8 protein-coding genes and 1 tRNA gene are annotated in these 12,926 nt (G+C 54.3%); 6 read left to right on the plus strand and 3 right to left on the minus strand.

The genetic code is table 11. The features are described 5' to 3' along the window. Nucleotides 1-22: 22 nt before the first annotated feature. Nucleotides 23-97 (plus strand) — tRNA-Phe (locus tag B2585_RS04005). Nucleotides 98-411: 314 nt separating this feature from the next. Here the strand turns inward: B2585_RS04005 and B2585_RS04010 are convergent. Further along, nucleotides 412-2,286 (minus strand): DNA cytosine methyltransferase, encoded by a 1,875-nt coding sequence (locus B2585_RS04010; RefSeq protein ID WP_292020244.1) that lies wholly within the window; start codon nucleotides 2,284-2,286, stop codon nucleotides 412-414. A 64-nt stretch (nucleotides 2,287-2,350) separates the two neighbouring features. Beyond that, a complete protein-coding gene (locus B2585_RS04015; protein ID WP_292020246.1) occupies nucleotides 2,351-3,316 on the minus strand; it encodes an HNH endonuclease in 966 nt (321 codons plus the stop codon). 1,293 nt (nucleotides 3,317-4,609) lie between these two features. Between B2585_RS04015 and B2585_RS04020 the strand changes: the two genes are divergently transcribed. The 3 genes from B2585_RS04020 (at nucleotide 4,610) to B2585_RS04030 (ending at nucleotide 8,678) form a co-directional block, all read left to right on the plus strand. Next, on the plus strand, nucleotides 4,610-6,490 hold the full coding sequence (locus tag B2585_RS04020; protein ID WP_292020248.1) for an McrB family protein: 1,881 nt from the start codon (nucleotides 4,610-4,612) through the stop codon (nucleotides 6,488-6,490). Between the two features lie 6 nt (nucleotides 6,491-6,496). Next, entirely contained in the window at nucleotides 6,497-7,762 is a 1,266-nt protein-coding gene (locus B2585_RS04025) for an McrC family protein (RefSeq protein ID WP_292020250.1), read from the plus strand. Between the two features lie 328 nt (nucleotides 7,763-8,090). Further along, a complete protein-coding gene (locus tag B2585_RS04030) occupies nucleotides 8,091-8,678 on the plus strand; it encodes a hypothetical protein (RefSeq protein ID WP_292020253.1) in 588 nt (195 codons plus the stop codon). Between the two features lie 568 nt (nucleotides 8,679-9,246). Here B2585_RS04030 and B2585_RS04035 read toward each other — a convergent pair. Next, nucleotides 9,247-9,606, minus strand: a complete 360-nt coding sequence (locus B2585_RS04035) for a hypothetical protein (protein ID WP_292020254.1) — start codon at nucleotides 9,604-9,606, stop codon at nucleotides 9,247-9,249. A gap of 996 nt (nucleotides 9,607-10,602) precedes the next feature. On the opposite strand from B2585_RS04035, the gene B2585_RS04040 reads away from it, so the two are divergent. After that, nucleotides 10,603-10,860 (plus strand): hypothetical protein, encoded by a 258-nt coding sequence (locus B2585_RS04040; RefSeq protein WP_292020256.1) that lies wholly within the window; start codon nucleotides 10,603-10,605, stop codon nucleotides 10,858-10,860. Nucleotides 10,861-11,670: 810 nt separating this feature from the next. Continuing rightward, nucleotides 11,671-12,915 carry a hypothetical protein gene (locus B2585_RS04045; protein ID WP_292020258.1) on the plus strand — a complete coding sequence of 415 codons (1,245 nt, stop codon included), beginning with the start codon at nucleotides 11,671-11,673 and terminating at the stop codon, nucleotides 12,913-12,915. The last annotated feature ends 11 nt before the right edge of the window (nucleotides 12,916-12,926 follow it).

Consider the following 12,926-nt stretch of genomic DNA (forward strand, 5'->3'; position numbering starts at 1 on the left):
CGAACGCAACGCGTTCACCCGTGCCCGGGTAGCTCAGGGGTAGAGCAGTGGATTGAAAATCCTCGTGTCGGTGGTTCGATTCCGCCCCCGGGCACCATTTAAAGCAATAAAATCAACATTATAGACCGCAGTCTAACACTTGATCAGTTTGTTTGACTGTTTCTGGGTGTCAGTTGGGTGCCATCGATCAGAGCAGTATCGGTTTGAGCATGTCGGACTTCCAAAGCAGTTTCCCGGGATCGGTTGTTGCCTTCGCTCCACTCAGAAACTTTCTAAACATGCTGATAGTCACGCACGATCGAGGACAATTACTCGGCTGCGATCTCGCGTCTCTGACGCTTTCTCCGGTACCACTGTAACGGCGATGTCGCGTTGACATGGGCTTCAGGAGCGGCCCCGGCTTAAACTCATTTAGCTGGTTGCTTGTTCCAAAAACTCTACGCGGCTTACAACCAGTGCCTTTTGCGAAAGCAACGGGAATGGGTATGTGCAAAGCACTCGATCTGGACCAATAATTGGATGTGACGTCGAGGTTCTGATGTCCATGCGGATGGCTCGAAGGTCTTCTACCAATCGGTCCAGTTTTGCCTGCGAAACCTCTAAGATGGGGCTGAGAGCAGACCGGTCCCAGAAACCTCCGCAATTCGCAGAGTTAAGGAAGTAGTTGAGCGCGCGGACCTTCGGCATTGCCGAATTGAGCCCGTAGGATCCAGTGACTTTGACGGTGTCACCCCTATTTGCATAGTGGCCGTAGATGTCGATTAGCGTGAAAAAGCGCGAGCGGCTAACCATAACATCTTGGATTGCCCACCAAAGAAAAAACACGTCGCGGGTTTCCGCGAGTTGGCAGATGATTTCGATTTCCTTTATTCTATGCAAGTACTTTTCAAGGCCGCAGATTTTGATCTTACCCTTGGATCGAGAATCCGAAGGGGCAGAGGAAAAGTTGACTTCAATCTTCTCGCCACGGTCCTTTACTGAGACTTGCGCGCTTCGCCCCTTCGCAGTCGGTTCTGCCATCTTAGAAACTGAAAAAAACTCACCCAGTGGAAGGAAATATTCCTCATCAAAAAGCTGTAGCTCTTCGTCTATCATTCCTTCCGCTAACTGATCCTCTATTGCTTTCCGGGCGATCTCTTTGAATAGTTTGGAGCGTTCTCGTTGACGAGTACGAAATGTGGATTTGAAGAGCTGAGGGCGTGGAACGACGTCTTCAAACTGCCCGCCAAAGTACTGGTTGGAAATGGCCATAGCAATCACTTGAGCAAGGCGAGGTGGCACCGAATTACCAATTTGCTCCAGAACTACGCCTTGATTTCCCTCAAGATGATACTCATCCGGGAAGGTCTGCAAGCGTTTGAGTTCTGGAACGGAGAAGTGCCGGTTCTTCCAATGGAATGGTCCAGTGAACTTACCTGGCTGTGCCTTTAATGTCCGGCACGGATAAGAAGGGTCGACCTTGTAAAGCAAGTCATGGAATTTTGAACGCCACGCGAAAACTGGTTTCGGGTGCCCCATCTCTGCCGTGAAGAACGAGTAGTTCAGACCCGGTGGCACCAGCGGCAGGAGGTGCCCATACATTCCCCCTGGACCACTCGAGGGATGCTCTGCTGGGTTTTGCAAATCCTCGATTGCGGCCGCAACGCTTGTTAGAGGTTGGTCGCTGTCGGAGTCAGGGCCATGAGTGGGCTTCGGGAAATCAAATTGCTTTTCGAGTGCGCCGATCAAAAAAAGACGCTCGCGGTGTTGTGGCACGCCGTAGTCAGCCGCATCAACGACTTCAAAGTTCAGCCGATACCCTAACGCCGAGAAAGACTCCAAAATGCTACGCCAAGGTGCACCGCCATTGGCTCCCGGCAGTCCATAAACATTCTCAAAGACGAAAACCTTTGGCCTTACGATTTCGACAATTTCACAATAGCGCTTGAAGAGTTGTCCCCGGACATCCGAGGTGCCGATCACACCCCCAGCGCGACGCCCCGCCGCCGAAAACGTCTGGCAAGGAGGTCCCCCGATGATGCATTCGACCCCTTTGTCGGAGAACGCCTCTGCGTCAAAGTCCTCAACGTCTTGACAAAATACCTGCGTTCCGTCGCCGAAGAAGCGTTCCGCGCCAGTGTTTGCTTCCAGTGTGGCAGCGTATTTTGCACTGATTTCAACACAGCCGACGATGTCATAGCCACCAGCATTGTGGAACCCAATGTCCATGCCCCCGGCGCCGCTGAAAAGGCTGAGTGTTTTGATTCTTCTGCTCAACGCGACATCCCTCATGTTTTGATAGACCATCGCACGAGCAGGGTGTGGCTTCAAGCGAAACCCCAACATGTAGTGCAGGATCGTCGATGTGTGGCTAAGTGTTGCCTAGCCAGTCGTAGTCTTTGTCGAAGTATTGCCTGCGCTGGTTAACATACTGCGCACTTGGCTTCTTCGCTGGGTCGGTGGGCACTTTGAGCGTGTCGAAGGTCACATCCAAGAACGCTTTGAGGTATGGGTCGCCTCCGGCTTCGGCTATCACATCAGGGTGGACACGGATCTCAAACGTCGCCGGATCGAACCATATCTTGAAAGCGTCATAAGCCCGATGGTGGTTCTCACACAAGCATACCCCATTGTCAGTAGTGTAGGGAGACCCGGGGGCCGAGGCAGGATAGATATGCGCACCGACAGTCAAACCGGCGGCAAGGCCACACATAGCACAGCGATGCCCGTAAGCATCTCGAACTTTGGCACCGAACGTTTGGTCACGGATCAAGATTGACGCGGCTCGGCGAGCGCGTTCTGCTGCTGCATCAGTGTTTTCGTCGCGCAGACCCGAGGCGTCCGATATTTCATTTAGGCGGGTGGCCGGCAGCTCGTATCCCGCTGCCGTTGCCGCCAAAAAGCTTGGCAAGAACTCAGCACGAAATGCCGTGATCCTTTCTCCAGAGCCGTTTGTGAAAACCGCAGCACCTTCTTGTCGTGCCTTTGGGATCATTGATTTTTCAATCCGCACGGAGAACCGGGTTGTTCGCCCAACCCTCGACTGCGCATCGGCCGCTACCAACAGGATAGGTTCTTCGCTGTCCTCGATTCCAAGAAGAACTGGAATGCCGTCGTCGTCTGAAACCGGACGGTTTGACCCTGGGTTTTGGAAACGCATTTCGTTGGGGTTGCGATGGAAGTCGCCGACTGGCGCAATATGAATTGCAAATCGGGCACCTGCGTCTATCGCATTATTCCCAACGATTGAGGGCCAGCCATATCGTTCTTCCAAAAGGACCAATTCCACTGCGTGCGACGCTTCTAACGCTCGCCGCACCATATCTACCTTACTCATAGGCCCTGCGTCCTCGTCTGCATTCAGAGCTTGAGGTTACTGAATGGCCGAAGATTCTGGAAGTTGTCACTCGCGCACGGTCATGCGACTCCACATCCCCCACATTGTGGCTAGATATCAGTGCTTTGCGCGAAGGCAGACTTCAAAGTGAGAGAAGAAGGGAGCGTTGCAAAATCGTATCAAAACCGCCTCGTGGCGCGATCTTGATACTCTCATATCATCTAAGAGCGACTTTGGCTCCGGCGTAGGGAACGAATCTACGACCAGTTGATTCACCGAAAGCATTGGCCCGCTGCAAATATTCGTTTAAATTGCAGCGAACATCTGTGTTCCGCCTTTCACTTTGGTCGTTGTACTTGATCCAAACAGAAGGGCCGCCTTAAGCGGCCCTACAGTACGTTGTCGTTTATGTGTTAGTTGGCTAAGGCTGTGCGTGCCGCCTTCTCGGCAGCGGACCCTCTCACCCACTGCCACGGCGTGCGCGGCTTGCGTGCCTTCGCCAGTTCAGGGTTTGCCTTGGCATCACTGACGGCAGCGCGTAGGCGTTCGCGAGCTTCACGCGGGTAGCCAGTGAGGGGTGCGAACAGGTCCAATTCGGTTCTTCGCAAGTTGGAGCTTGTGAGACCAGGAACGATGAGTGAGGTCTTGCGGTCTGCGGTCCTGAACCCGCCGCCGCAGATCATCAATCGGCGATCCAAGGATCCGACGACGGCGGGTGATTTCTGACGGGATCACCCTCTAAACTGTTTGCCGGCCATCTAGGACTTCGTGCGGACGGTGCTTAGTCCCTATGGCGAAGAAGTTGCCGCTGATCGGCGCGTGGCTAGCCTTTCCTGATTTCGCATATGGCTTTCGGAACTATCTACAGGAGGGGGCGAGCGGCGCCCAAAAGCCTCTGAGAACCTCGTAGAGGGCCGCCAGAGGGCATTAAGCTCTTTGCCTTGCGCACACAGCCAAGACCAAGAAGTGGCGTTCTGCGGGCCGCTCCGTGAGATGTTCGGATAAGAAAGCGGCGAAGACTGGATGTGGTGGACGGGGCGCTCAGAAGACCGGGGTTGGGGCGCACCCCCCCCCAGACCAGATTTCGAGTGGCGAAGTGGCACTTATGAGGCGCTAAGGATGAAGCCGAGGCTCGGTGCTAAGGGGGCGAGTTCGCCCAAGCCTCCTCGAAACGATGAGGTCAGGAATGTCTTTACGAATTGAGCATCCCCAGTCAATCATGAGCATTCATGGTCGCGTGCTGCTACAGGCTTCCCTTAGCTTTGAGAAAAAAATTCGCGGAAAGGTATTGTGATGGCGAGATATAATACACCCGACTATGATGCGTCTCCTGTCTACGACGCCGTCGAGCGATGGCGTGATAGGTGCCTTCTAACTGACGGATCAGTTTTTTCTACCGAAAAGCACCTTTGGACCGAAAAGAACCTCGACGAGCTTGATGAGCGTTTCGTGCAGAATTTGGATGCGGGCGATGGTGACTTTTTTCAGAAATTAGAAGTTCAGCTTTCGGGCGGCTCGCCGGACTGCAAACAGCTCATGGCTGAACTTGACTGGCTCCTGCTTCTATTCGCGTCACGGATTTCGACGCCGAGGAAACGGCAAGATGTCCGTCGCATTTGGTCTTGGTCGGGCGATACACTTCCTGAAAATCACCCAATGTTTTCAGATGCCGTGCTGAGCGGCATCGGACACACTGGAACGGCATTTAACACACAGCGCTGGCGTGAGTTTGTTTTCGCGATCAACGCAATGCGCGAGTTCAAATCAAAAGTTGTCGAGGAGCAGAAGCAGCTTGCCGGATCTCCTTGGGGCTTCGCTGAGTGGTTCGCCAAAGCACCAGGCGCCGACAACAGACAACTTCGCCACATCCTGACACACCTAATCTTCCCAGATCACTTCGAACGAACCAGCACAGTTCGGGATAAACACGCTATTCTTGCTTCTTTTGATCGGGTGCCCCTGAATGATGTGAAGAAATGGGACCTCGTAAAGATTGACAAGAATCTCAAAGACCTTCGAGAGAGGCTTGAAGCTGAAGGGGGTGGTCCGATCGACTTTTATGCCGAAGGGATTGTCGAACGCTGGAAGTCGTCGCCAAATGATGACAGCCCGCGCACCCCGACCGCAAAGGTCGACGACAAAAAGTATGGAGGCTGCAACGGACAGAGATTTCGCTCATTGAACACGATTCTCTATGGCCCGCCCGGAACGGGAAAGACCTACGAAACCGCGAAACGCGCTGTGCTCATATGTGACGGTCATGCCCCGTCCAAGCGCGGGGACATAATGAAAAGATACGAGCAACTCAGCGGCGAGCGGATTTTTTTTGTAACCTTCCACCAAAGCTACAGTTACGAGGAATTTGTCGAAGGTCTACGCCCCGTTACGGAACGCGATCATGCTGGTGGGGTGTCTGCAGGTTTCCGGCTCGAGGCAGTTCCCGGAGTGCTAAAGCTCATTGCTGAAAAGGCGGCTCAGCATGCCGGAGAACCCAAGCCGCAATATGTCTTGATCATTGACGAAATCAACCGAGCCAATATTTCCAAAGTGCTGGGTGAACTGATCACCCTGCTCGAAGAAGACAAGCGCTCTGATGCTGTAAACTCAATCACGGTGTCTTTGCCCTATTCTCAAGAATCTTTTTCTCTTCCGGGAAATCTGCACATAGTTGGCACTATGAATACCGCTGACCGATCCATCGCGTTGCTCGACACTGCCCTAAGGCGCCGTTTCCGGTTCGAAGAGTTACCTCCACAGCCTGATCTCCTTAGCAGCTTCGTCGTCGATGGCATTGGCTTGGATGCCGTGCTGGAGGCGATCAACAAGCGACTGGAGTGGTATCTCGGCGCAGATCATTTGATCGGTCACGGTTACTTCTATGGGATCGAGGATTTGGAAGAGCTCGATGATGTAATGGCAAACAAAGTAATTCCGCTTTTGCGAGAATACTTCCATGAGGACCTCGGCCACGTTCGTTCCATACTTGGAGGAGGCAACGCATTCCTCCGCAAAGAAAAGATCTCGGCGCCCCCCGATACGGATTCGGAATATGCAGACGAACGCTTCAGATATGTGGACAACTATCTTGAACTTCGAGAGCATGGTGAGCGCCGAGGATACGGACGTGAGGCTTATGAAGAACTTATCGGCTCCTTGAAGCCCCGCATGGATTAGGGGCAGATGGCCGGCTCTGGCAAGCAAGACCCTGTCTTGACGAGACTTGAATGGGGCGTATTCCCATTGGGCGAGAACGGGCTTGGGGATCGTGAAGCCGAAGGCTTCCTAAAAAGCGCAGAGCGTTCAGCGAGGGAGCTTAGGCTTCCGCAGGGTGCAGTTCTCAACGGCATCGTTGGAGGTCTAAAGGCGGGCCAGGTATGCGGAGTCATGAGCTATCGTGGTCGATCCCTTGAGATACTGCCGAAAATCAACGGCACATCTCAAGAAATCCGGCTTGCGTTAATTCGGATGCTTTCGGTCGCGAATGATCTTCGCGTTTCAGATGGCGAAATGGCGCAGCTTCAGACACAACGAAATGATCTGCTCGAGCTGTTGATCATGCTGTTCGTGCGTAGGCTCACAAAGGCAATGAAGGGAGGAATGCAGCGGAAATACATCCGTTTCGACGAAGAGGTCGCATTTGTTCGAGGCAAACTAGACATTGGGAAGCAGTTGTCGAAGCGTCCTGTGGCCCCCCGGAAACTGTTTTGTAGGTTCGATGAGCTTTCGGAGAACACGCCTTTGAATCGCCTGCTAAAGGCAACGGCACTGCATCTGCTGTCGGTCAGCCGGCGCGTTGAAACGCAAAGGCAGCTTCAAATGATACTTGACTCATTCCGTAGGGTGAACAACTCGCAAGACCCGCTTGCTGAGGTCGTCTACAACGATCGGAGTGTGGCCGCTTTTTCGACTATCATTCCTTTGGCGCGACTTTTGCTAAAGAGTGAGTTTCAGAATACGACATCAGGGAATACATTTGGCGTGTCCCTTCTATTCCCCATGAACAAATTGTTTGAAAGGTATATGGCTTGCCGAGCTCGTCAGACATTCGGCGGAAGAATTGTTCACTGCCAGCACTCGCGAAATTATGCACTGAGCGACAACCTCTTTCGAATGATCCCGGATATTCTCTTTGATGATCAGACCGCGCCAATCATTGTCGATACGAAGTGGAAGCAGCTAAGGTCGGATGACCCGAGGAAACTGGGAGTTTCACAATCTGATGTTTATCAGATGCTTGCCTATGGCCACGGTTACGCAAGCGAAAACGTAAGGCCGAGGCTTGTCTTACTCTATCCTCATGACACCGCACTTAACGCACCAGAAGGTGTCTTGCGGCGTTGGTATGTGACGGGATCTGAGCTGCCGTTGACTATCGCTACCGTGGACATTTCCAGACGCCGTTCTCTTCAAGAGTGGCATACGTTATTGTCCGAGGTGGTGTCCTAAGAAAGTATGCATGCGTCCTATTAGACTTGCGGAAGTTTGACTAAGACGAATAAGTCGGGCCAGCACTAATCGGGCTCCGCTTGCGGTTGTAAAAAGAGTTCAGTTGCAAGTCATACGGACAACTCAGCATTATTCTGCATATTGAATATCCTAGACGAGCACAGTAGGGAGTGTCTAACAATAAAGGTGAACAGAAGAACTGTAGTCCTGAAGGGCGCAAAGCCAGTCATGCACTAGCATTCAATACGGAACGCCTCATTGAGGCTGGCCACTTGGATTGCATTCAGTTTTTAGTTTCTTGCTTCGCAATACCATCTTGGAGACTCACATGGCATCATACAGCGGCGCCAGAATTGCAGTAATCGTTGGGGCCGTGGCCCTGATAGCCTTGGGCTTTCAACAGAACAAACACAAGCAAGAGCGTGACGCTCAACCGGCCCTTCGGATGCAAAAACTAGAAGCAAAGAGCGCCGCAGTGCAAGCAGCGCAGCGCAAGGCAGACGAAGAAGCGAGGGTGGCATGGTTCGCCACAGTTACCGCAGCGGACCTTGAGAAGAGTGGCGCGGCCTGCGTTTCTGAGGCTACCAAACTTGGGGATGAAGACGATAGCCTTTTTGGGTGGGCATTTAGCGGCCTGCCTCCCTCTGAGTTTGATGGCGTCAAGAGCGCCGTCGCGATGGGCTTGCGAGCTACTGCTTATGGCTCGGAAACCTCCGGAATGGCCATCATCCGCGAGCAAATCCCACGTTTGATTCAGTATCAGAAAGATGAGTATCAGCTTACATCGTTCGATTTGATCACTTACGAACAATACGACACCTACAATGGTATTAAGCATCGCTTGGTGAGATACACCTGCCGACTACTAGGTCCGAATGAGATCGATCTATATAGACGTGGCGAAATTGCACTATGACTATCTCGCACCAAAACTCTCAACGAGTCGTTGAGAGTTAATTTGCGGTCGATATTTAGGCTCTTGATCCTTCCTGGGGCTTGGCTGCATCAAGCGGGTTCAACGACCCTCGAAGCATCAGCGATTTCAAAGGTGGGAACTGGACATCTGGGACTTCGTGCAACCGATGTGGGTCACAAAACATGACGTTGTCTCATGGTGCAGACTTGGGTCCAGCCTTTCTCAATTCTCGGCGCTATCCGAAGCGGGGGCATGCGATGCCCTTGATGCCCCGTAGCGCCACGGAGCGGGCCGCTGGATGGCCTTGAAGTCGTTCTTGCCCCCCCCCTGAACCAAGATCACGGAGTGGCGCTCTACGGGCCGCTCCGTGAGTTTTTCAGGCGATGTTTCGGGGCAGGGTGAAGGTGAGAGTCCCGGTCGCAGCTGTGACTATCTCCCGGACCAGATCTCAATTAGCGACACAGCCCTTAAATGCCGGGTGGCTGGGCGGTGTCAGGGATATGAGGGCTGGCCACCTTGACGCGGCAAAGGGACGAGAAAAGGCTGGACCCCGTCCATTCGGCATGACTTAGCAGAAGTCACGCCTGCCACATCTTACAAAGACCAGAGCCGCGAGACCGCCTACAACAAGTGCAACGTCACGAAACGAAAGGTCGAAGCTGCTCGACAAGATCACAGAGATGGCGGCGATGGAGGCGATCATTGCGGCAGACAAACCGGCGTCAGAACGACCCGCTCTTGAAGTTATTCTCTCGGACTGGTTCCCGTCCAAGGACCGGATCTGGACGAGCGTGCGCGCCTCTTCGAGATCGTCGTTCCAAGCCGGGTCATTGAGTGCCCGACGGACTTGGTCAGGCGCATCTGGTTGTCGGGTCTCGTTAGAAGGTGTGGAAGAGTCTTCGGCTGGAATGATGTTGTCATTGCTCATGTGGTTACCTGGCAGCTGTTAATGATGTGTTGATTATTAACCTCGCAGGGCAGCGTGGACTCCTCCGACCATTCCTGAGGAATGATTGCGGCACGAATTGCCGCCGGGAACGGAAGATGGCGATTTCGCCCGGTTCTGTTGCGGGTAGCGGGCCGGACCTAAAGGAAATTAACTAAAACAATGGCTTATGTGGAATCTAGTGTGTGTCGATTCTAGGTTATTGTTGAGTGGAAGCGGCCAATTGTTGCGACGGGAGGTCGCTGTTTCTTCAAGTTTGGTGATTGCCCTACCGCATGTGGCGGGAAGGTGGCGCTTGACGTAAGGATAACCTGACCATCTGATATTCTGCCTGTCTGAGACGCCCGCTGGATGACGAGTCGCTGCATCGAGTCTGGTCTCATGGAGATGCATCTACGAACGACCTCATGTGGCTCAGGCAAAGATGACGAGCGCGGCCATTGCGCCGGGGGCAACCAATGCCGGATGTAGCTGTTAAGCGATCGTGCGTAGTTGCACCGGCGGCGGGCATCCAAGGTTCCAGTCACAGGCTGGGATTATTGCCGAGATGCCCCTCAAGATCATGGCCTACCGATCTAGGACTTCGTGCAACCGCCTGAAAACACGGCGCATCGCCGTGGAACGACGCACTCAGGTAGGTAAATGTGCTGCCTTTCCTAATCTTGTGATCCACTTGGATGAGGTGGGTGGACGAGGAAGGCACGCGAAATCGTTCCGACCGACACATGCCGTTCTCCGTGGTAGCTCACTTATCTGAATACAGAAGCTGAACAGCAGCATGCAGCGAGAGCGCGGCACAGTGGGGATCCAAGACGAAAAATGTTTGGCGTTTTCTGTGAGAACTTCCGTGGCGACTGGCACGTCGAAGTCGGCATCATCTATGGCGTGCACGTGATCTAAGCCATGACCGACATCTTGTTTGGCCCAGAGCCCAAGGTTGATGGACACAGCACGATGATGCGCGATCGCCTTGGTTAAGTGTTCGACCAGCTCAGCTGGCGTAGGGCGCTCGAGGAAGCAGTAGATGGACTCAATAGTGAGTTGCCAATCGGCGGGCTGTTTCACGACCTGCAAGCCCACGCGGACTACGGCGTCTATGCGGGTGTCACGACCGATCCTGACGCGCGCCGTGGCCGGACCGCCGAAATGATCGAACAAGTGTCAGGGTTCCTGCGCCTCATTCCCGTGGACGAATGGGGGCGCGAGGTTACCCGGTCGTTGAAGGAACGTTGTTAGTGCCGTGGCAAATGGCGGCATGTTGAGCCGGGTGCGGGGCAGCAGCTTCGATTTTCCGTGCATCGAACGATCGCAGGTCGAGTGGATGTGAGCGCTGAACCGATCGCCAGCGTCGCGATCCATCAAAGGGCGTCCTCAAGCACCTCGATGCCCCGTAGAGCCACGGAGCGGGCCTCTGGATGGCCTTCTCGTGCTCGCAGCTGCCCGCGCAGCCACTGCGCGGAGTCGACGCTCTAAGGCCCGTTTCTCGAGGTTCTGGAGTGTGGCGTCGGCGCAGAGTTGAATGTTGAAGGTAAATGAGCTGAACCAACGGCCGCGCGAACTTTGGCCAACGCACTCCGGACCCAAACCTCGATATGTAAAGGAGGGGGTGATGCGGGAGTGTATTGCAAGCGCGCCGGGCACAGAAGGCAAAGCATTCTCCGACGCGGCATCAACACCGGAGAGGTCTTCGCAACCCATCTGCTTTGATCGCTCACCAATAAATGCCGAGCAAACGTCTTGAATACGGTCCGGCTGCACCCATTTCTTGCGAGCCTGCGGGGAGAACTATGGCGACCGGACACCGTAATGCGGTCCGAACGCTGGGGCAGGATCAACGACATGCCAAGACGAATGGCTCCGGCTCAATGTGTGCGCGCTCAGACGGCCCGCAGAGCGTAGGGTCGTTCGAAGTAGGGGTGTTTGGTCGCCGAAGAGCGCTACATGCGCCCAGCGGCCCGCTCAAAGGCTCTACGGGGCCATTGGGATCAGGAGTTCGATAGCAACGCAAAGGCGCGCCGTCCCGCGCCTCAATGAGAGACGTGGACCATGCCCCCGACGCAGATCCGCTCATTTCCGATCCGCTCTACTGACATTGCTACCACGGCATCCGGTATCGTTCCGGATGAGCTGTGTCTTGACTACGAAATATCCAAGCAGACGAACACCAAGGGTGAGCCTACAGAGCGCTTCGAATTGCGACCAACGCTGGATCTGGGTGACTACAGATTCCGCGCGGAGGTTGACTGGGTCGAGTTCGAAGCCCGAACGGTGGAGACTACCCAGTCGCGTCATGTTCACGCACTACTGCAGAAGGCTCTGGTCGCAATGGGCTTTTCGCCGAAGATCTGGGTCGGTGGTCAGGTGCGGTCGAGAAAGTCTGGCGCACCGAAGGGGAGCACGACGGGCCGGATCTTCTGGGTGCGGCTACAGGATCCGACGCCGAAACTCGTCCGTGCGGTAATCGCGGCGTTGATGTCGACCGGGAAGATTGAGGTCGACACAGAGACCCCACGCGTGACTGGGATTGAAGTGGCCGTGGATGTCTATCCGAACAAAGCCGGAGAGATCACTGACCGTGAGCTGACGATCATGCGTCTGAAGATGTCCGAGTATCTGTGCAAGCACTTCGCGCCGAGTGATTTGTTCAATGAGCACTATGCTGATCGCCCGCGGTGGGTGGGCAGCGACAAGAAGGCGAAACACCTGATCTATGGGCCGAAGCAGCGAGACGGAGATGCGCGGTTTAGATCGCTGATGTCGAAGCATGATTTGAATGGCTTCCTGCGATCAGCATCCAGCGCGAACAACCACCGTTCAGCTCCGGTCGAAGCGACAGTTTATGTCGGGCAGAACCATGGTCCGGTGATGTGGAGGCTGCAGGACAAGACGCATGATGAGCGGTGCGGCGAGACGGCGAAGTTGTTGCCGATTGAGAAGAGACGAAGCCGGATTGAATTGACGATGCTGAAGACCGACGGCGAATGGGAAAGAGATGACTATGATGTTCCGGGCGCAATCGGACTTGAGAGCCTGTGGGACGCAAGTGGGTTCAAGTTCGAGAAGCTGAAAACGATGGGCTTCAACTTCCAGATCCCGACAGTGGCCTGTTCGAAGGAAGACCCATTGTCGCCGGATGAGATGGAGATCGAGATCTTCGCAACGTCGGGTGTCTGTGGTCTGCGCCAGTATCAGCACGCAAAGCAGATTGAGGAGAAGGGCAATGCTAAGAGACCGCATGGCAAGGCGAACTTCGACCTGAATGGGAAGGGCCACATGACGGTCGTCAAATGATTTGGAACACG

It is taken from the genome of Maritimibacter sp. UBA3975 (assembly GCF_002384975.1).
GTDB lineage: Bacteria > Pseudomonadota > Alphaproteobacteria > Rhodobacterales > Rhodobacteraceae > Maritimibacter.